Here is a 19,191-nt window from a genome sequence, read left to right as displayed (position 1 = left end):
GTCGCGCACACAGATTAGGCCTGGATTAACCCGGTTCGGGAGCAAGCATGAAAACAAGTCCATTCACATCGACGCTGGCCGCGTTGCTGCTGCTGTTGGCGACCGCGCTGAGCGGCTGCGCCGGCCTGCCCGCGCTCGACGGGCGCACGTCGAGCCACTACCTCGCCGCCGATTCCGCCGCTCCGGCCACGCGCCTGGGCACGGCGCTGGCGCCGCTCAACGCGGCCCATCCCGGCATGTCGGGCCTGTACTCGCTGGCCAACGGGCGCGACGCCTTTGCCGCGCGCGCCATGCTGGCCAACGCCGCCGAGCGCAGCCTCGACGTCCAGTACTATATCTGGCGCAACGATACCACCGGCATGTTGTTGTTGAACGCCTTGCGCGCGGCGGCCTCGCGCGGCGTACGCGTGCGCCTCCTGCTCGACGATAACAACACGCAGGGCCTGGACCCGCTGCTGGGCGCGCTCGACGCCGAGCCCAACATCGAAGTACGCCTGTTCAATCCGTTTGTCACGCGCGCCCACCGCGCGCTCGGCTACCTGTCGGATTTTTCGCGCCTGAACCGGCGCATGCACAACAAATCGTTCACCGCCGATAATGCGGCCACCATCATCGGCGGACGCAATATCGGCGACGAATACTTCGGCGCGGCCGGCAGCCTGCTGTTTATCGACCTCGATGTAATGGCGGTCGGCCCGGTGGTGGACGCCGTCTCGCGCGATTTCGACCGCTACTGGAACAGCCGTTCGGCCTATCCGGTCGGCCTGCTGGTGGCGCAAGCCGGCGCTGCGCCCGAGGCGCAGGCCGGGCAGGACGGCGCTGCGCTGGACTACGTGGCGGCGGTGCGCGCCTCCCCGTTCGTGGAGCAACTGGTGGCGCGCACCCTGCCGTTCGAGTGGGCCAACACGACGCTGGTGAGCGACGACCCGGACAAGGTGCTCGGCACCGCGGCGCCCGAAACCAAAGTGACGTATCAGCTCCAGCGCCTGCTGGGCGATCCAGGCGAGACGGTGGACCTGGTCTCGCCGTACTTCGTGCCCGGTAAAACCTGGGCCGCCAATTTTGCGGCGATGGCGGCGCGCGGCATGGATGTGCATATCCTGACCAATTCGCTCGAAGCGACCGACGTGGCGGCGGTCCACGCGGGCTACGCCAAATGGCGCAAGCCCTTGCTGCAGGCGGGTGTGACGCTGTATGAACTGCACCGTGGCGTGGGCGGCGAGAGCGCTCCCGAAGGGGCCAAGGGCGGAAAACTCGGCAGCTCCGCATCGAGCCTGCACGCCAAGACGTTTTCGGTCGACCGCAAGCGCGTCTTCATCGGCTCGTTCAACTTCGACCCGCGTTCGGCCGACCTCAATACCGAAATGGGATTCGTGATCGACAGCCCGTCGATGGCCATGCGCATGGCGAGCGTTTTGCGCGAACAGGTCCCGGCGCGCGCCTACCGGGTGCGGCTGGCGCCCGACGGCGCGCTGTACTGGACCGAACGCGTGGGCGAGACCGAGATCCGCCACGACACCGAACCCGGTACCGGTTTCTGGAAGCGCGCGGCGGTCGGCGTGCTCTCGCTGCTGCCGATCGACTGGCTGTTGTAGCCGTGCCGGAGCCAGCCATCCTGCTTGCTCGGTAGCTGCGGTAAAATGCGTGGATAGTCAGTGCGATCATGCCGCTGGCGCCCTGACGGTGCAAGGAATTGAATGACGATGAAACCCAATGACCGCGCCGGTCGCCGTGCGCGCGGGCAGGGCCCCCTGGTCCTGAAAGCTGCGCCACATCCTGGGCCTGCTGCCGAGCCGGCGCGCGATCCATGGCGCCAGGCGTTGATTGTGCTGTTCATAGGCGTGCTGTTGTCAGCCCTGACACTTTTACTGTGGCTGCGGTCTCCGGACGGCCAGTGCACTGCAACAATGACGGCGGGTTGCGCGATCGGGGGGAGCAATGCCTCTCCCCCAGTGCAGCAGGCGGCAAGCGATGCCGCCCACGCGCTCGGGACGCTGCACGGCCTGGGTTTTGCGCTAACGTGCGCTTTCGCTTGTTATGTCAGCTGCGCGACACCGTGGTCGGCCCAAATGATGAAACGAGGCCCGGACAGGCGTTGCACCGACCTTGCGTGGGTCGGCGCGCTGCTTGTCGGCATCAACCTGTTCGTCCTGATTTTTCACTTCGGTTTGATGCCGCTCGCCGACTGGGCATGGCAAGCGCATGGCGGCCTGGCAGTGCCATACCACGACATCCCGAGCACGCGTGACCTGCGTCCGGATGATGTGGTTGGCGCTGCCTACCGCTCCGGCCAGGGAGTCGGAATGCTGCTGGCAGGCGCCATGGCCGTTGCTGTCATGACTGTGAAGCGCTACCGTACCGGCCGTCGATAAGCAAATGCTTGTCAGCTCGACGCCGCGCCGTGCGCCGCCTGCAGGCGCTCGGCGAAACGCGGCGCCGCCACGAAGCCGATGATGCGCCCCTGCGGCACTTCCTTGCCGCTGGCGTCGAACAGGATGATGCCCGGTGGCCCGAACAGGCTGAATTTTTTCATCAGCGCGCGGTCGTCGGCATTATTGGCCGTTACATCCACCTGGATCAGGCGCATCTTCTTCATCGAGGCGGCCACCGCCGTGTCCGGGAACGTCATCCGCTCCATCTCCTTGCAGGCCACGCACCAGTCGGCGTAGAAGTCGAGCAGTACCGGCGTGCTGGTGTCGGCCAGCGCGCGTTCGAGTTCGGCGACGGTGCGGATGCGGGTGAAGCGCGGCCCGCTTTCGGCGTGCGCCAGGGCCGCGCCGCCGCCGCGCAGATGCGCCAGCGGTTGCAGCACATCGCGCCCGGAGCTGGCCGCGCCGGCCAGTTCGAACAGTCCCGCCACCAGCATCACTACGCCCAGCGCCTTGCCGGCGTACGCACCGACGCCGCTGTGCGGCGGCAGTGCATGGCCCACGTGCAGGAAGACCGCGCACAGGATCGCAAAGCCGCCCCACAGCGCCATCATCACCTGCACCGGGAACACCGGCGAGACCATCCAGATGGCCACCGCGATGAGCAGCATGCCGAACACCTTCTTGACGCCGTTCATCCAGGCGCCGGCGCGCGGCAGCAGGCTGCCGGCGGAGAGGCCCGTGAGCAGCAGCGGCACGCTCATCCCGAGCGCCATCGAAAACAAGGCCCAGCCGCCGATCCAGGCGTTGCCGGTCTGGCTGATGTAGAGCAGCGCGCCGGCCAGCGGGCCAGCCACGCATGGCCCGACGATCAATGCCGACAGCGCGCCCATGATGAACACGCCCACGAAGCGCCCGCCCTGGACCGCGCCGCCGGTGCTCGACAGGCGCGATTGCAGGGAGCTTGGCAACTGCAACTGGTAGACATCGAACATCGACAGCGCCAGGCCGACCAGCAGCGCGCCGAAGGTCAGCAGCACCCACGGTTTTTGCAGCGCGCCGGCCAGGCCTTCGCCGGCCAGCCCCGCGCCCACGCCAAGCGCGGTGTAGACCAGGGCCATGCCGAGGCAGTAGGCGGCCGCCAGCAGCAGGCCGCGCGAGCGCGAGACCGAGCCTTCGCCGACGATGATCGATGACAGGATCGGCACCATCGGCAGCACGCAGGGCGTAAACGACAGCAGAAGGCCGAACAGCAGGAAGGCGCTGCCGATGCGCCACAGGCTGCCGCTTTGCAGGGTACGCTGGGCCAGGGTGGTGTCGTCTTCAGGGGCGGCGGCTGGCGCCGGCGCCGCTGGAACGGCGGCAGCCGGCGCGCTCGCCTCGGCCTGCGCCGTCAGCACGCCGGGTTTGGCCGGATCGACCAGAAAGGTTTTGGTCATCGGTGCGTAGCACAGGCCGGCGTCGGCGCAGCCCTGGTAGGCCACGTTCAGGGTGAACGGCTTGGGCCTCGCGGCCAGCGTCACATCGAGCTGGCCGGCGTAGGTTTCCATCTCCTTGTTGAAGTTCTCGTCGAACTTGCGGATGCCGGCCGGCAGGGCTGGCGCGGCAATCGGGTCCTGGCCGGCGGCGCTGGTGAAACCGAGGCGGTCGCGGTACAGGTGGTAGCCGGGCGGGATGGCCCAGCGCAGGGCCACAGCGCCGTCCGGACGCACTTCGGTGCGCAGCACGAAGGCCAGTTCGGGATCGAGGAAGTCGTCGGCCGCGGCGGCCTTGCCCGTCCAGCCGCTCAGGGCAAGCACGGCGAGCATGGCGAGCAAGGACAGCAGCCATCTCAGGAAAGGTGCGGATGTCATGGTGGTTCTCCAGTAGTTTGAATCGGGGTCAAGCGTGTTACACATCCTTGCGGAAGCACTGGCCTTGCTGGTCGATGGCCAGGTAGGCCATGCCGGATTGATCGAGGAAGGCCAGGCCGTCCTCCTGCATCAGCATGGCAATGGTGGAACAGCTGCCTGCGGCGATCGCCAGCGGGCCGAGCACGCTGACCGAGCGCCATTGCGAGACCGGCATGCCGCTGCGCGGATCGAGCACGTGGCAGTAGCGCGTGCCGGCGACGTCGATGAAGCGCTCGTAGTCGCCGCTGGTGGCCAGCGCGCCGCTGGCGATCGGGATCGCCGCCGCCAGGCCGGCAGCGTCGCGCGGGTCTTGCACGCCGATCGACCACGCAGCGCCATCGGGCTGCGGGCCGATGATGCGCAGGTCGCCGCCCAGGTTGACGTAACCGTGGCGCACGCCGCCCGCCAGCAGCAGCGCGGCGGCGCGGTCGGCGGCATACTCCTTGCCGAAACCGCCGAAGTCGATCTCCATGCCGGCCTGCGCCAGGCGAATGGCGCCGTCGGCGCGCTCCACATGGCGCCAGCCGACCAGCGGCAGCAGCGCATCGAGCGCCGCCTGCGCCGGCAGCACGGGACGGCGAAAGTCCCAGGCGCGCCGCAACACGCCCGAGGTGATGTCAAACAAGCCGCCGCTGCCGGCGTGCAGCGCGCCGGCGTAGTCCAGCAGGGCGTTGGTCTCGTCGTCGCAGGGCAGCGCATCCTGCCCGGCGGCGGCGTTGATGCGCGCGATGATGCTGTCGGCCCGGTAGCGCGAATAGCTGCGCTCGATGCGCCGCACCTCGTCGATGGCCAGCCGCGCCAGCGCCGCGCCATTGATCTCGGCGTCGATACCGGCGGGCAGCGCCAGGCGCAGCTCGCAGCGGCTGGCCATGGCCTCGAACGGGAACGCGTGCATGTCCATTACCACTGCCGCGTGAGGCCCAGCTGGATGCTGTGTGTACGCAGCGGATCGAGCCCCGGGCTGCCCTTGTCGAACAGGCGCCAGCTGCCGCGCTGCTGGTAGGCTTCGAGCTTGACGTCGACGATCCAGTCGCGGCTCAACTGCTTCGCGACCTTGATCCCGAGCGTTACGGCGCCAAAGCCCGACAGGCGCTGGTCGGCCGACGACAGCGCATCGGGCTTGCTCTCGTAGCCGGGCCGGAACGGCTCGCCCAGCACGCCGTCGTACACCGGGTCGAAGTAAAACCGCGCCGCGCGCTGCGAATACAGGCGCGCCGACGGCGTGATAATCCAGCCCTGGCCGAGCGGCTGCACATACTCGCCCCCGAAGGTGTGGGCGCGGATGCCGTAGCTGTCGGTGTAATAGCGGTACGACAGGCGGCTGGTGCCGCCCAGCGCGGCGACATGATGGTTCCAGCGCCCCATGACGGTGCTCTGGTTGCGCTGGCGCGGACGGTTGTCGAAGGCCTTGTACGGGTCCGAAAAATAGCCGTGGCCCCGGCTGTGGGTCACGCTCAGCTGCGCCAGGTCGTTCGGCCCCAGCACCTGGGTCACGCCGGCGAGCAGGTTGACGCTCTGGCGCGATTCGTCGCGCACGATGAAGTTGACCGGATTGATCGCATCGTCCGATCCGCCCAGGCCGAGCGAGAAGGTGGTGTTCTTGTCTTCGCTCGACAGGGTGCCGGTGAGCGACAGGGCGCGCGAGTCGTAGTCATGCTCGGTCGAACAGGCCGCGCCCACGCTGACGCTGCCGCGCGAGAAGTAGCGGGTGACCGCAACGTCGCCCGCCTTGCGGTCGTCGCTCATGCGCGAGGCGCCCGACACCGCCGTGTGGTAGCGCGGCGACGCGCCCGAGACATCGTCGGCGGTCAGCGAGCCGGCCACCGACCACACGCCCGCCACCGGGGCGACGAGCGAGATGGAGGGCGCGCGCACGCGGATGCGGTCCATGCCGGACTGGCTCTCTTCGTAACTGAGCAGCTTGACGCTGATCGACGCGTGCTCCGGCGGCGTTTCGGCATGCACCAGGCCTGGCAGCATCAGCGCCGCCGCCAGGATGGCGTGGCCCATGGCCGGAGTGGGTGCGGAGTGGAGTGGGGTGGTCATAGGGTCGTTCATCTCTCAGTTGCAACCGCAGCCGCCGCCGCCGACACCGCTGCCGCCGGACGCCGCCTCGCGGCTGTTGTAAATATGCTCGTTGAAGCGCGCTTCGAGTCCGTCGCCCTCCATCAGCATCTCGGTTTTGGCCAGCGTGCCTTTTTCCCAGGCCTGCACCGGGGTAATGGCCGAACAGCCGGTAGCGCCGGCGGCCAGCGCCGCGACTGCAGCGATGCGCAGCACGATCTTGGTCGTCATCTTCATTTCTTCGCTCCCAGCGCCGCTTTGATCTTCGCTTCCAGTTCCTCGCGGTCGGCCGCCTTGAAGCCGCTATGCTCGAACAGCACCTTGCCGTCCGCGCCAATGAGCACACTGCTCGGCATGCCCTTGACGCCATAGCTGCGCGGGGTGGCGCCGGCCGGATCGAAGCCGATCGCGAACCTGGCCGGCGTGCCCGCCAAGAAGGTGCGGGCGTCTTCGGCCTTGGCGTCGACATTGACGCCGACGATCTGCAAACCCTGCGCGCCGTATTTGGCCTGCATCTCGTTCATCCACGGGAACGACTGGCGGCACGGGCCGCACCAGGATGCCCAGAAGTCGACATACACCACCTTGCCGGCGTATTTTTCGAGCTTGACCGCGCCATCGGGCCCCGCCAGGTCGAACGCCGGGGCGGGTTTGCCCGCTTCCAGCGCGCTTGCCGGCGCCGCCAGCAGCGCCAGGAGGACGGATGCGGCGATGACGCGGGTATTGCGTTTGAAGTTGCTCATAGCGGTTCCGTAAAGTAGAGTGATCATGACTGCGCCGGATTGCGACGACGCCAGAAAAGGACACCGGCCGCCAGCAGCGCCAGCAAGGCCAGCATCGGATCCGTGCCATCGCGTACGGACGAACAGCCGCCGCCGCCCTGGTTCTGCGCCGGCGCCGCGTTGGCGTTGGGCGGGACGGCCGCGGCCTGGCCGGCCAGTGCGATGGTCCAGCTGGCGCCGCCGTCGGCTTGCAGCACGACGCTGCCGCTGCTGGCGCCCGAGGCGGCCGGGGTGTAGCCGATCACGAGGTCGCACGACGCACCCGGTTGCAGGGCAAACGGCAACGCCGCGCAGCCGCTGGCGTCAGTCACGCGCGCAAACGGCCCGCTGAAGGTCGCCGCCGACAGGTTGATGGCGGCGGTGCCGGCGTTACTGAGCGTGAAACGCCTGGACGCCGCGCTGGAACCGAAGTCGAACGACTGCGGCGCGAGCGTGAGCGCGGGCGCGGCCGCGATGGCGGTGCCGGTGCCGCTCAAAGGCAGCGAGAACTGCGTGCCGCCGTCCGTCACCAGCAGCAGGTTGGCAAGCCGCGCGCCCGGTGCGCCCGGCTTGAAGCTGGTCTCGATGGTGCAGCTGCCCGCCGGACTGACGGCGCCATTGACCGCGCACGAGCCGCCGAGGACGAAGTCGGCGCCGTTGGCGCCGTCGATCACCAGGGTGGCGATGGTCAGCGCCGCCGTACCGGGATTGCGCAGCACCGTGGTGTGCGGCGCTGCGCTTTTACCGACCTGGATTTCGCCAAAACCGATCGGACCGGCATCCGACACGGTGGGCGAGGCGACGGCGGCGCTGGTGCCGGCGCCGCTCAGGGCGACCTGCACGGCGCCGCCGTTGAAGGTCGCCACCAGCGTCGCCGCGAACGCGCCTTTGGCCGACGGTGCGAACAACAGCGGCACGCTGCAATTGGCACCCGGCGCCAGCGCGGCGGCGCAGTGACTGCCCGGCGCCACGCTGAAGCCGGCCGCGCCATTGACGGCGAGCGACGAGAAGGTCAGCGCCACATTGCCGGTATTGGTCAGCGTGACATTTTGCGTGACTGCGGCGGCACCGATCGTCTGGCTGCCGAAGGCCAGCACGCCCGGGGTGGCGCCGGCCGCCGCCGTGGCGCTGGCGCCGCTGCCGGCCAGGCCGATGGTGACGTTGCCGTTGGCCGCATTCGAGGCCACCGTCAGGTTGCCGGAAAAAGCGCCGCTGGCGGTGGGCTGCGCCGCAACAGTCAGCGCGCAGCTGGCGCCGCCCGCGAGCGGCTTGCTGACCGCGCAGTCGCCGCCGAGCGTGAAGATGGCGCCGTTGGCGCCCGCCAGCGCGATGCTGCTGAAGGTCAGGGCGCTCTGGCCGCTGTTATTGAGGGTGATGCTGTGCGGGGCCGAGGGTGCATTGGTGGCCAGCGCGCCGAAGTTGATGCTGGTGGCCGAGACGCCAATCGTGGCCTGGGGCGCGGCGCTGCCGGTGCCGCTCAGCGCCACGCTGCTGCTGCCGCCGGTGCCGTTGTGGGCCACCGCCAGGCTGGCGCTGCGCGCGCCTGCGACACTCGGCTTGAAGCTGACCAGCACCGTGCAGTTGGCGCCCGCCGCCACCGCGCCGCCGGGCGCGCAGGTGCCGCCGGCGATGCTGAAGTCGGCCGCCGCGGCGCCCAGCACGCCGATGGTATCGATATTGAGCGCACCCGAGCCGGTATTGGCAAGGGTGGCGGCCAGCGCAGCGCTGGCCTGGCCCAGCACCGTGCCGCTGAAGGCCAGGCTGGCGGGATTGAGACTGGCCGCCGGCGCCGCGCTCACGCCCGGGTTGCCGATGAAGGCCGCAAGGTCGGCCAGGTCGACATCCGACAATTTGCCGGCGTAGATATTGCCCATGCCGCCCTTGTTGGCGGCCATCGCCGCGCTGATGGCGGCCGGATTATCGGCCCCGTTCAGGATTTTGCTGACGTTGGCGGTCGGCGAGGCGGTGTGGCAGCGCGCGCAAGCGGTGCCGCCGCCGGCCGGGCCGTTCAGGTACAGCGTCTTGCCGTGCAGGGCATCGGCCGCGTGGGCCTGGCCCATCGCCAGCAAGGCGCACAGACCGGCGCCGCGCAGATGATGCCGCAGGCCGGATTGGTTCAGTCGAAATCCTGTCATTGCTACTCCTGGTTGATACCTGGTTAATGTTAAAAGTAGATGCTGACACTGCAAAAACCCAGTGCGACAGCGTTACACAGCGCGTGTACCAGTGCGCACAGCCGCCAGTCGCGCCAGCGGCGGTAAATCAGTCCGAATGCCAGTCCCGGCAGGAACACCGCCGCCATGGCTTGTGCGCCCGACATCAGGTGGAGCAGGCTGAACGCCAAAGCAGGCGCGCCCAGCACCAGGGCCGGCGCGCTGGCGCGCCGCATCAGCCATTCCTGCAGGCCGGCGCGCACGATGCATTCTTCCAGCAGTGGCGCGAGCAGCAACAGCCGGAACAGGCTGGCGGCCGAGTGATCGAGAAGCGAGGGGCCGCACAGGGCAAACAACATGCTGATCCTTCGGTGGTAACGATGCATTGTTCGGTCTTATTGAACGGTCAATACGGGCTCGTCCACAAAAGGTTCAATGCTTTTGAAAAATTTTTGTAAAAATTGCCACGTGTAGAATCGGGGGCGGCACCGGAGCAACATATTTTTTTCTCGGCAGCATGAACCTTTTCGCTTCGGGCAAGTATTCACCGCAGAAGCAAAGAACATCGTGGAGAACGTCGCAGCATGCTTAAACAATGGAGAGCGCGGTTCGGGGGGTCGCCGGCCGCATCGGCCGCATCGGCCGCATCGGCCGCATCGGCCGACACCGGCGACACCGCCTTGATTGCCCTCATCGCGGGCGGGGACCGGGACGCCTTCCAGGCGCTGTACCGGATGTACTTCGGGCGGCTGGCGCGCTTTCTCGACCGGATGGTGCGCAACGGCGCCCTGATCGAGGAGATCGTCAACGACACCATGCTGGTGGTGTGGCAGAAGGCGCATACGTTCGACCACACCTGCAAGGTGTCGACCTGGGTGTTCGCCATCGCCTACCGCCAGGGACTGAAGGCGGTGAATCTGCGCGACGAGCCGGTGGAATCGAATTTTGAACTGGAGGCGGGCGACGCGCGCCAGGAACCGGAGCAGGCGCTCGCGCAGCAGCAGTTGCAGCAGGGCGTGGGCGAAGCGCTCAAGGCGCTCTCGCTCGAACAGCGGGTGGTCGTCACGCTGACCTATTACCACGACATGGGCTACCAGGAAATCGCCGGGACGATGGGATGCCCGGTCAATACCGTCAAGACGCGGATGTTTCACGCGCGGCAGCGCCTCAGGGTGCTGCTGTCCGCACATCAGGAGGAACCGTTATGAACCTGGACCAAGAACCGACCGGCGCATCGCACCAGGCGATGCGCGATTTGCTGCCGTGGTTTGCCAACGGTACCCTGGACGAGACCGAGGCGGCACCTGTGCGCGCGCACCTGCGGCACTGCGCGCAGTGCGCCGGCGAGGTCGCATGGCAGCGCCAGTTGCATGCAGCGCCGGCCGAAGCGCCCGGCCTCGATCCGGAGCGCGCACTGGCGCGCCTGATGCCGCGCCTCGGCCCCCAGGCAAGTGCGGCGCCTGTCAAGGCGTCCGGCCTGCGCGCCTGGTTCGGCAACGGCTGGATGCCGTGGGCGCTGGCCGGGCAATGCGCCTTGATCACCGTGCTGGTGATCCAGATGATCGCGCCGGTGGGCAAGGGCGACGCCTACCAGGCCTTGAGTTACGGCGCACCCGCGCCGGCCGGCACCATCGTCGTGATCTTCCAGCCCGACGCCAGCCTGCGCGAGGTGCAGCGCACCTTGCAGGCCAGCGGCGCGCGCGTGGTCGACGGCCCGACCGTCAGCGGCGCCTTTGTCCTGAGCGCGCCGCCGGGCCAGCAATCGAACGCGCTTGCCGTACTGCGCGCCGGCGCCGGCGTGCAACTGGCCGAATCGCTCACGCCGCGGAGCGCACCGTGATGCGCCTTCTGGGGGCGGCGCTGCTGCTCCTGGCGGCGCTCAGCGGCCACGCCCAGGAGGCGGCCCCGGCCCCGGCGCAGGCGGAGGTGCGCCAGATCCTGGTGATGCTGCATTTGCCGGCGCCGCACTTCAGGCCCGACGCCGCCTACGGCGCCAACTACCGCGACGACGCCGGGCGCCTGGCGCGGCGCCGCATCGCCGAAGCGCTGGCGCGCGAACACGGCCTGACCATCCTCGAAGGCTGGCCCATGCCAGCCCTGAACGTGGACTGCTACCGCATGGCCGAACCGGCCGGCGCCGAGCCGGGCAAGATCGTCGAAGCGCTCTCGCGCGACGCCCGGGTCGACTGGGCGCAATCGATCAACACCTTCTCGGCCCAGGCCAGCGACCCGCTGTACCCGGTGCAGCCGGCCGCGCTGCAGTGGCAGCTGGGCGAAGTGCGCAAGGCCGCCACCGGGCGCAAGGTGCTGGTGGCGGTGATCGACAGCGGTGTCGAAAGCGACCATCCCGACCTGGCCGGGCAGGTCGCCTTCCAGGAGAATTTCGTGGACGGCCAGGCGTATGCCGCCGAAACCCACGGCACCGGCGTGGCCGGGGTGATCGCGGCGCTGGCCGGCAATGGCGTGGGGATCGAAGGCGTGGCGCCGGACGCGCGCCTGATGGCGTTGCGCGCATGCTGGCAAGTGACTGGCGGGGCCACCCGCTGCAACAGCTTCACCTTGGCCAAGGCGCTCAATTTCGCGCTGATGCACGGAGCGCAGGTGATCAACCTGAGTCTGTCTGGGCCGGCCGACCGACTGCTGCGCGAACTGATCGACGTCGCCTGCGCGCGCGGCGTGCGGGTGGTCGGCGCGGTGGACGCGGCCAGCGCCGACGGCGGTTTTCCCGCCTCGCATCCTGGCGTGTTCGCGGTGGCGGCCGACGGCAGCCGGCAGTTGAACCCGCAGGTGCTGATGGCGCCCGGGCGCGACATCCCGACGGCGGCGCCGGGCGCGCGCTGGGGCATGGTCTCGGGGTCGTCCTATTCAGCGGCGCATATCTCTGGCATGATGGCCGTGCTGAGCGAGCTGCGTCCCGGGCTCACCTTGCCGCAGGTCCGCTCAAGCATCGTGCTTCAGCCGGGCGGCATCAACCTTTGCGCCACCGTCACCCGCCTCACAGGAAAATGTACATGCGTCTGCGTCGAGGTCACGCCGCCCAAGATCGTCCGCCTGCCCTGAACGCCGCCGCGCACGGAGCGGCCCTTGCGTAGATGCCGGTTTGCGCTCGCACTGGCGTGCTGCCTCGCGGGCGGCAACGCCTGCGCCCAGGCCAGCGGCAGCGTGTCGCTGGTCTCCGACTATTATTATCGCGGCGTCGGCTACAGCAAGGGCGACCCGGTGGCCCAGTTCAACCTCTCGTTCGACACCCGCAGCGGCTTTTATGCGGGCACGTTCGCCTCGCAGCTGAAAATGAGCGGCACGCCGCGCGGCGTGTACGCGATCGGCTACGCCGGCTACGCACGGCGCATGACGGCGGGGCCGTCGTGGGAAGTGGGGGCGTCGAACCACACCTTTTCCAGCATGTCGGCCCTGAACTACCGCGAAGTATATGCGGGGCTGGGTGGTGACCGGCTCAGTGGCAGGGTGTCGTATTCGCCGGCCTACCTGGGCACCAGCATGCGCACGCTGTACGGGGAACTCAATGGCGGCGTGGCGCTGACCGACGATGTGGGCTTGTTCGCGCGGGTCGGTTACCTGCGCCCGGTATCAAAGGTGCCGCGCTACACCTCCGGCGCCCGGGCCGACGCACGGATCGGCGTGAGCATGAGCATCGAGTCCTGGAAAGTGCAAGCCGCGTGGGATGCGCTGCACGCGGAGCGGGGCGCCTACGCGCGCTCGAGCGGCAGTATCGGCTCGCGCAACGGGCTGGTGCTCACCGTCGGCCGCTCGTTCTGATCCGCCCCTTCGCTGGTGTCTCGCCTGGTGTCTGTCTCGCCTGGTGTCAGGTCTGACATTCGGACACGAGCTGATCCTTAAGTACAACTACGCAGCCATTTAGAGTTGAGCCCGTGTCCGAATGTCAGACCTGACACCGGGGTGACAGACACCGGGGTGACACCGGGGTGGGAAAAAGAAAAAGGGCCTGTGGATTTCTCTACAGGCCCTTCATCGTACGAATTTTGGTGCGGCTGGCAGGAATTGAACCCACGACCCCTTGGTTCGTAGCCAAGTACTCTATCCAGCTGAGCTACAGCCGCGTATGCAAAGATTATAGCAGCAAGTTCTTCATTCACCAAATATTCTCACGTCAATCTTGAGAATTCGCCGAATAAGCAAACTGTCGAACAAAGAAAAAGGGCCCGAAGATTTATCTACAGGCCCTCGATCTTACGAATGTTGGTGCGGCTGGCAGGAATTGAACCCACGACCCCTTGGTTCGTAGCCAAGTACTCTATCCAGCTGAGCTACAGCCGCGCTTGAGCAAATATTATAGCAGCGCACGATGACTTTGCCAAATCTTCTTACTCATTTCTTTTGAAAATACCGAACAAGCAAACAGCAGCGCAAAGAAAAAGGGCCTGAAAATTTCTCAACAGGCCCTTCGTCTTACGAATTTTGGTGCGGCTGGCAGGAATTGAACCCACGACCCCTTGGTTCGTAGCCAAGTACTCTATCCAACTGAGCTACAGCCGCTTAAGCAACTATTATAGCAGCTTCACCTTGTTTTCGGCACCTTGTTTTGCTGGCGCCTGTCGCTCGGTGCTTCTACTACCCTTCGGTTCACTTGCATTTCCGAAGAAGGCGCTATTGTAGTGGCGCCTTCGCCGTTTGTCCAGAGGGCAAACGGCGAAGGCGCGCGGCAAGTAATTTTCACGCCGGGCCGGCCATCTGTTAGATTACTCCTATTGCTGCGTGGAATGCCCATGATGCTTCGTTTGACGACCCGACCGAACGCGACACTGTTCCGGCTGGCCCTTGCCTGGCTGCTGGGCGTGGCGTGCGTGGGGGCGGCGCTGGCGGCGCCCGTGCGCAGCCTGCGCTTCGAGCATATCGGGCTCGAACAGGGCTTGTCGCAGGAGTCGGTGCAGAGCATCCTGCAGGATCGCCAGGGCTTCATGTGGTTCGGCACCCAGGCGGGCCTGAACCGCTACGACGGCTACCGCATGACCGTCTTCAAGAACGATCCCGCCGATCCGGACAGCATCGCTGACAATTACATCTCCGCCTCGTTCGAGGACGACCAGGGCCGCCTGTGGTTCGGCACCAAGGGTGGCTTGATCCGCTACGACCGCGCCACCCGCAAATTCATCCGCTACGCCAGCGCCGGCAACGCGGCCGACGGCATGAACAACCGCGTGGTCTCGGCCATCGTGGCCGACGGCGGCGGCGGCTTGTGGCTGGCCACCGGCGAAGGACTCAAGCACTTCGATCCGGCCAGCGCGCGCTTTGCCACGCTGCGCCACGATCCGGGCGACGCCACCAGCCTTTCCGACGACCGCGTCAACGCATTGGTGCGCGACACCGACGGCAGCCTGTGGGTGGCAACCGCGCGTGGGCTGGACCGGCTGGCACGCGGCGCGCAGCGCTTCGAGCGCTTTACGATCGCCTCGGGCGGCGACGCCCGGCGTGGCGACGCCCGGCGCAACCAGGTGCTCTCGCTCTCGCTCGGCGCGAACCGCACCTTGTGGGTCGGCACCGGCGCCGGGCTCGAAGCGTGGCAGCTGGGCGCGGCGCAACCGGCGCGGCGCCAGTTCGGCGAGGCCGACGGCATCGGCGCGGTGCGCGTGCAGTCGCTGTATCACGACGCGAAGGGCAAGCTGTGGGCAGGCACCGAACTCGATGGCCTGTTCTTGCGCGACCCCGCCAGCGGCGCATTCGTGAGCTACCGGCACCAGCCGCTCGACCGCCATTCGCTGTCGGACAACCGCATCGCGGCCAGCTTCCTCGACCGCAGCGGCACCCTCTGGGTCGGCAGCTGGTTCGGCGGCGTGAACCGGGTCGACATCGCCAGCGGCGGCTTTAACCGGCTCGCGCACGTGCCGGACGATCCGGCCAGCCTCAGTTCCAACAAGATCCGGGCGCTGGCGGCGGACGGCCACGGCACGCTGTGGCTCGGCACCACCGGCGGTGGCGTCAACAAGGTCGACCTGGAAAAGGGCAGCGTTACCCGTTTGCGCGCGGGCGAGCTGGTGACCGCGCTGGCGGTCGGGGTCGACCGCGTCTGGGTCGGCACGCCCACCGGTCTGTCGTCAATGGACAAGGAGGGCGGCCACGTCACGCCGCTGCCGCTCGGCGGCGACGCCAACGCCTCGTATATCCAGCGCCTGCTGATCGACCGCGCCGGCAAGTTGTGGATACTCACGCGCGGCGGCGTGGCGCGCTACGATCCGGCCAGCGACACCCGGGTCGGCTGGCGCCACGATCCGCACAATCCGCACAGCCTGGGCGAGAACCACGGCTTCGCGATCGTGGAAGACCAGCGCGGCATCATCTGGATCGGCACCGACAACGGCCTCGAACGGCTCGACCCGGCCACCAGCCGTTTTACCCATTACCGCTACGACCCGGCCGATGCGGCCAGCCTGCGCCACAACCGCATCTATTATCTGTTCGAGTCGCGCGCCGGCCAGCTGTGGGCCGGCACCGCGGGCGGCCTGCACCGGGTCGAGCCTGGGGCCGACGGCAAGGTGTACTTTCGCTTTTATGCGCTCAACGGCGCCGGCGCCGCGGACCCCATCGGCGGCATCGTGGAAGACGACGCCGGCATGCTGTGGGTGAGCAGCACCGCCGGCCTGGCGCGGCTGGACCCGTCCAACGGCCAGGTCAAGCACTACACCGCCAGGGATGGCCTGATCGATGGCTCGTATTTCGTCGGCGCGGCCGCGCGCAGCGGCGACGGCAGCCTGCACTTCGGCGGCATCAACGGCCTGACCTCGTTCCATCCCGAGGCGATCCGCGAAAATCCCTACCCGCCGGCGGTCATGATCACCGATTTCCTGATCTTCAACCGTCCGCTGCGCGCCGGCCAGCAGCTTGGCGACAGCACCTTCAAAGGCGCCATCGAAGACGCGCGCGAGATCACGCTGTCGTACCGCGATTCGGTGCTCTCGCTCGAATTCGCGGCCCTGCATTTTGCCGACCCCCAGCGCAACCGCTACCTGTACCAGCTCGAAGGCTTCGACCAGGGGTGGGTCAGCACCGACGCCGGCAAGCGCTTCGCCACCTACACCAATCTCGATCCGGGACGGTATGTGTTCCGCGTCAGGGCCAGCAACAAGGACGGCGTGTGGAACCAGGCGCCGACCGCGCTGGCGATCACGATTACGCCGCCGGCCTGGAAAACCTGGTGGTTCCGCCTTGCGCTGGCGGCGCTGGTGGCGGGCGTCGGCTACGCCCTGCTGCGCCTGCGGGTGCGCGCGCTGGTGCGGCAAAAATCCCTGCTCGAGCGCCTGGTCGGCTCGCGCACGGCGGAACTGCGGCTGCAGAAGGATTCGGTCGAACGGCAGAAAGCGGAAGTCGAGCAGGCGCACCGCAATATCGCGCTCCTGAGCGACATCGGCCGCAAGCTGACCGCCAAACTCGATAGCGAGTCGATCATGCTGATGTTGTACGCCCATGTCAATGAGCTGATGGATGCGAGCGTGTTCGGCATCGGCCTGTATCGGCCGGAGCGCGCCTGTATCGACTATCCGTTCGCGATGGAGGGTGGCAAGCGCTATTTGCCGTATTCGCGCAGCATGGACCAGCCTAACCAGCTGGCGGTATGGTGCATCACCAACGAGCGCGAGGTGTTCATCAATGACCTGGAGAAGGAGTACGGCAACTACATCGGCGACCTGCTGCTCACTTCCAGCGAAGAGAACCTGGGCACGCTCGAAGACGGCTCGCTGCCGACCACGCCGCGCTCGCTGCTGTACGTGCCGATCGCGGTCAACGGCCGCATGCTGGGCGTGGTGTCGGTGCATAGCTATGCGACCAATGCCTACGAGCGCATTCACCTCGACATGCTGCGCACGCTGGCGTCCTATGTCGGCGTGGCGTTCGACAATGCCGACGCCTACCGCCAGCTCCAGAGCACCCAGGCGCAGCTGGTTGCGCAGGAAAAGCTGGCGGCACTCGGTTCGCTGGTGGCTGGGGTCGCGCACGAACTCAATACCCCGATCGGCAACAGCCTGCTGATGGCCAGCACCTTGCAGGAGAAAACCAGCGAGATCGCCGGGAAGTTCGACGGCGCCACCATCCGCCGCTCCGATCTGAAGGTGTTCATCGATGCGTCGCAGGAGGCGTCGGAGCTGATCATGCGCAGTTTGTTCAACGCGGCCGACCTGCTCAACAGCTTCAAGCAGGTGGCGGTGGACCAGGCCAGCGCGCAGCGGCGCCGCTTCGACCTGGAACAGGCCGCGCACGAAATCGTGGCCACCATGATGAACCAGGTGCGCAAGGCCGGCCACACGCTCACGCTGACGGTGGAGCCGGGCATCGAGATGGAGAGCTATCCGGGACCGTTCGGGCAGGTGATGATCAACCTGATTAACAATGCCTTGCTGCATGCGTTCGAAGGGCGCGTTGGCGGCGCGATCACGGTCACTGCCGGCTTGCAGGGGCCGGAGCGGGTGCTGCTGGTGTTCGTCGATGACGGCGTCGGCATTCCGGTCGAGCATCAGGCGCGCATTTTCGATCCGTTTTTCACGACCAAGATGGGGCAGGGCGGGTCCGGCCTGGGCCTCAATATCACGTACAACATTGTCACGTCGCTGCTGGAAGGCGGCATCCGCGTCGAAAGCGGCGCGGGACGCGGCACCACGTTCTTCATCGACCTGCCGCTCAGGGTGGGGGCGCAGGCGAACACGCACAAGGAGATGCATGACCATCATCACGACCATTGAAGACTTGCGGGTCTTGGCCAAGAAGCGCGTTCCGCGCATGTTCTACGACTACGCCGACGCCGGTTCATGGACCGAATCGACCTACCGCGCCAACAGCGACGATTTTGCGAAGATCAAATTCCGCCAGCGGGTGGCGGTCAACCTGGTCGACCGCACCACCCGCACGACCATGATAGGGCAGGAGGTGGCGATGCCGGTGGCGCTGGCCCCGACCGGGCTGACCGGCATGCAGCATGCCGACGGCGAGATCCTGGCCGCGCGCGCCGCCGAGCGCTTCGGCGTGCCGTTCACCCTCTCGACCATGAGCATCTGCTCGATCGAGGACGTGGCGGCGCATACCACCAGGCCGTTCTGGTTCCAGCTGTATGTGATGAAGGACCGCGCCTTCATCGAGCGCCTGATCGACCGCGCCAGGGCGGCGCGCTGCTCGGCGCTGGTGCTCACGCTCGACCTGCAGGTGCTGGGCCAGCGCCACAAGGATATCCGCAACGGCATGACGGCGCCTCCCAAGATGACGCTGGCGAACGTCATCAACCTGATGACCAAGCCACGCTGGTGCATGGGCATCCTGCGCACGCCGCGTCGCGGCTTCGGCAATATCGTCGGCCATGCGAGCGATGTGTCGGATATGTCCTCCTTGTCGGCGTGGACCTCGCAGCAGTTCGATCCGGCCCTGTCCTGGGCCGATGTGGAGTGGATCAAGCGGCGCTGGGGCGGGAAGCTGATCATCAAGGGCATCATGGATGCGCAGGACGCGCGCCTGGCGCTTGACTCCGGCGCCGATGCGCTGATCGTATCGAACCATGGCGGGCGCCAGCTCGATGGCGCGCAGTCGAGCATCGGGGCGCTGCCGGCCATCGTGGAGGCGGTCGGCAAGGGCATCGAGGTGCATATGGATGGCGGCGTGCGCTCGGGGCAGGATGTGATCCGCGCGCTGGCCCTCGGCGCCAAGGGCGTGTACATCGGCCGGCCGTTCCTGTACGGGCTGGGGGCGCTGGGCGAGCAGGGCGTGAGCAAGTGCCTGGAGATCATCCGCAACGAGCTCGATCTGACGATGGCGTTTTGCGGCCTGCGCGACGTAAATGACGTGGACAGCAAAATCCTGTTGCCGGGGACCTTCTAGCCTGAATTTTGCACAAAAAAGGGCAAGAATGCCGTAAGTGATTGATAGAATGGGAGTTATCTAAAAACCTACCCTATCAGCACGAACACACCTTGCCCGACATGAATTCTACCCCAGAGCA

15 protein-coding genes and 3 tRNA genes are annotated in these 19,191 nt (G+C 67.1%); 8 read left to right on the top strand and 10 right to left on the bottom strand.

Annotated features, from left to right (window positions below):
* Positions 1 to 47: 47 nt before the first annotated feature.
* Both F1735_RS12890 and F1735_RS12885 read left to right on the top strand, forming a co-directional pair.
* Positions 48 to 1,595: a phospholipase D family protein gene (locus F1735_RS12890; protein WP_167237303.1), complete on the top strand. Its 1,548-nt coding sequence runs from the start codon at positions 48 to 50 to the stop codon at positions 1,593 to 1,595.
* A 102-nt stretch (positions 1,596 to 1,697) separates the two neighbouring features.
* Positions 1,698 to 2,372, top strand: coding sequence for a hypothetical protein (locus F1735_RS12885; RefSeq protein ID WP_167237302.1), 675 nt, complete (start codon positions 1,698 to 1,700; stop codon positions 2,370 to 2,372).
* Positions 2,373 to 2,383: 11 nt separating this feature from the next.
* Here the strand turns inward: F1735_RS12885 and dsbD are convergent, their stop codons facing one another.
* From dsbD to mrtJ, 7 genes are read right to left on the bottom strand one after another with little or no spacing between them, the layout of a single operon-like run.
* The gene (dsbD, locus tag F1735_RS12880; protein WP_167237301.1) at positions 2,384 to 4,222 is read right to left on the bottom strand and encodes a protein-disulfide reductase DsbD; all 1,839 of its coding nucleotides are present in this window, start codon (positions 4,220 to 4,222) and stop codon (positions 2,384 to 2,386) included.
* A 37-nt stretch (positions 4,223 to 4,259) separates the two neighbouring features.
* Positions 4,260 to 5,162: an FAD:protein FMN transferase gene (locus F1735_RS12875; RefSeq protein ID WP_222852984.1), complete on the bottom strand. Its 903-nt coding sequence runs from the start codon at positions 5,160 to 5,162 to the stop codon at positions 4,260 to 4,262.
* Positions 5,162 to 6,307, bottom strand: coding sequence for a DUF3570 domain-containing protein (locus F1735_RS12870; protein WP_229505744.1), 1,146 nt, complete (start codon positions 6,305 to 6,307; stop codon positions 5,162 to 5,164). Before F1735_RS12870 ends, F1735_RS12875 begins: the two co-directional genes overlap by 1 nt.
* 15 nt (positions 6,308 to 6,322) lie before the next feature.
* Positions 6,323 to 6,562: a DUF4266 domain-containing protein gene (locus tag F1735_RS12865; protein ID WP_167237299.1), complete on the bottom strand. Its 240-nt coding sequence runs from the start codon at positions 6,560 to 6,562 to the stop codon at positions 6,323 to 6,325.
* Positions 6,559 to 7,068, bottom strand: coding sequence for a TlpA family protein disulfide reductase (locus tag F1735_RS12860; protein ID WP_167237298.1), 510 nt, complete (start codon positions 7,066 to 7,068; stop codon positions 6,559 to 6,561). The genes F1735_RS12865 and F1735_RS12860 overlap by 4 nt, the downstream gene beginning before the upstream one ends.
* 23 nt (positions 7,069 to 7,091) lie before the next feature.
* On the bottom strand, positions 7,092 to 9,221 hold the full coding sequence (locus tag F1735_RS12855; protein WP_229505743.1) for a choice-of-anchor D domain-containing protein: 2,130 nt from the start codon (positions 9,219 to 9,221) through the stop codon (positions 7,092 to 7,094).
* Positions 9,222 to 9,250: 29 nt separating this feature from the next.
* Positions 9,251 to 9,598, bottom strand: coding sequence for a JDVT-CTERM system glutamic-type intramembrane protease MrtJ (mrtJ, locus tag F1735_RS12850; RefSeq protein WP_167237297.1), 348 nt, complete (start codon positions 9,596 to 9,598; stop codon positions 9,251 to 9,253).
* A 225-nt stretch (positions 9,599 to 9,823) separates the two neighbouring features.
* Here mrtJ and F1735_RS12845 point away from each other — a divergent pair, with 225 nt between their 5' ends.
* From F1735_RS12845 to F1735_RS12830, 4 genes are read left to right on the top strand one after another with little or no spacing between them, the layout of a single operon-like run.
* On the top strand, positions 9,824 to 10,447 hold the full coding sequence (locus tag F1735_RS12845) for an RNA polymerase sigma factor (protein WP_167237296.1): 624 nt from the start codon (positions 9,824 to 9,826) through the stop codon (positions 10,445 to 10,447).
* Positions 10,444 to 11,079, top strand: coding sequence for a zf-HC2 domain-containing protein (locus F1735_RS12840; RefSeq protein ID WP_167237295.1), 636 nt, complete (start codon positions 10,444 to 10,446; stop codon positions 11,077 to 11,079). The genes F1735_RS12845 and F1735_RS12840 overlap by 4 nt, the downstream gene beginning before the upstream one ends.
* Complete coding sequence (locus F1735_RS12835; protein ID WP_167237351.1) at positions 11,079 to 12,299, top strand: S8 family peptidase; 1,221 nt, start codon at positions 11,079 to 11,081, stop codon at positions 12,297 to 12,299. The genes F1735_RS12840 and F1735_RS12835 overlap by 1 nt, the downstream gene beginning before the upstream one ends.
* A 24-nt stretch (positions 12,300 to 12,323) precedes the next feature.
* Positions 12,324 to 13,016, top strand: coding sequence for a TorF family putative porin (locus F1735_RS12830; RefSeq protein ID WP_167237294.1), 693 nt, complete (start codon positions 12,324 to 12,326; stop codon positions 13,014 to 13,016).
* 225 nt (positions 13,017 to 13,241) lie between these two features.
* Here the strand turns inward: F1735_RS12830 and F1735_RS12825 are convergent.
* The 3 genes from F1735_RS12825 to F1735_RS12815 form a co-directional block, all read right to left on the bottom strand.
* Positions 13,242 to 13,318, bottom strand: a tRNA-Arg gene (locus tag F1735_RS12825).
* Between the two features lie 140 nt (positions 13,319 to 13,458).
* Positions 13,459 to 13,535, bottom strand: a tRNA-Arg gene (locus F1735_RS12820).
* A 142-nt stretch (positions 13,536 to 13,677) separates the two neighbouring features.
* A tRNA-Arg gene (locus F1735_RS12815) sits at positions 13,678 to 13,754 on the bottom strand.
* Between the two features lie 230 nt (positions 13,755 to 13,984).
* Between F1735_RS12815 and F1735_RS12810 the strand changes: the two genes are divergently transcribed.
* Both F1735_RS12810 and F1735_RS12805 read left to right on the top strand, forming a co-directional pair.
* The gene (locus F1735_RS12810) at positions 13,985 to 17,947 is read left to right on the top strand and encodes a two-component regulator propeller domain-containing protein (protein ID WP_229505742.1); all 3,963 of its coding nucleotides are present in this window, start codon (positions 13,985 to 13,987) and stop codon (positions 17,945 to 17,947) included.
* Positions 17,925 to 19,070 (top strand): alpha-hydroxy acid oxidase, encoded by a 1,146-nt coding sequence (locus tag F1735_RS12805; RefSeq protein WP_167237293.1) that lies wholly within the window; start codon positions 17,925 to 17,927, stop codon positions 19,068 to 19,070. Before F1735_RS12810 ends, F1735_RS12805 begins: the two co-directional genes overlap by 23 nt.
* Positions 19,071 to 19,191 lie beyond the last annotated feature (121 nt).

Origin of the sequence: Massilia genomosp. 1 (genome assembly GCF_011682185.1) — a bacterium.
In the GTDB taxonomy this organism is placed as follows: domain Bacteria; phylum Pseudomonadota; class Gammaproteobacteria; order Burkholderiales; family Burkholderiaceae_D; genus Telluria_A; species Telluria_A rubra.
This window is presented reverse-complemented; position numbering and strand designations above follow the sequence as displayed.

Coding starts and splice junctions, on each gene's coding strand:
- F1735_RS12890 (WP_167237303.1), top strand. CDS start 48: ATGAAAACAAGTCCATTCACATCGACGCTGGCCGCGTTGCTGCTGCTG.
- F1735_RS12885 (WP_167237302.1), top strand. CDS start 1,698: ATGACGATGAAACCCAATGACCGCGCCGGTCGCCGTGCGCGCGGGCAG.
- dsbD (WP_167237301.1), bottom strand. CDS start 4,222: ATGACATCCGCACCTTTCCTGAGATGGCTGCTGTCCTTGCTCGCCATG.
- F1735_RS12875 (WP_222852984.1), bottom strand. CDS start 5,162: ATGGACATGCACGCGTTCCCGTTCGAGGCCATGGCCAGCCGCTGCGAG.
- F1735_RS12870 (WP_229505744.1), bottom strand. CDS start 6,307: ATGACCACCCCACTCCACTCCGCACCCACTCCGGCCATGGGCCACGCC.
- F1735_RS12865 (WP_167237299.1), bottom strand. CDS start 6,562: ATGAAGATGACGACCAAGATCGTGCTGCGCATCGCTGCAGTCGCGGCG.
- F1735_RS12860 (WP_167237298.1), bottom strand. CDS start 7,068: ATGAGCAACTTCAAACGCAATACCCGCGTCATCGCCGCATCCGTCCTC.
- F1735_RS12855 (WP_229505743.1), bottom strand. CDS start 9,221: ATGACAGGATTTCGACTGAACCAATCCGGCCTGCGGCATCATCTGCGC.
- mrtJ (WP_167237297.1), bottom strand. CDS start 9,598: ATGTTGTTTGCCCTGTGCGGCCCCTCGCTTCTCGATCACTCGGCCGCC.
- F1735_RS12845 (WP_167237296.1), top strand. CDS start 9,824: ATGCTTAAACAATGGAGAGCGCGGTTCGGGGGGTCGCCGGCCGCATCG.
- F1735_RS12840 (WP_167237295.1), top strand. CDS start 10,444: ATGAACCTGGACCAAGAACCGACCGGCGCATCGCACCAGGCGATGCGC.
- F1735_RS12835 (WP_167237351.1), top strand. CDS start 11,079: ATGCGCCTTCTGGGGGCGGCGCTGCTGCTCCTGGCGGCGCTCAGCGGC.
- F1735_RS12810 (WP_229505742.1), top strand. CDS start 13,985: ATGATGCTTCGTTTGACGACCCGACCGAACGCGACACTGTTCCGGCTG.
- F1735_RS12805 (WP_167237293.1), top strand. CDS start 17,925: ATGACCATCATCACGACCATTGAAGACTTGCGGGTCTTGGCCAAGAAG.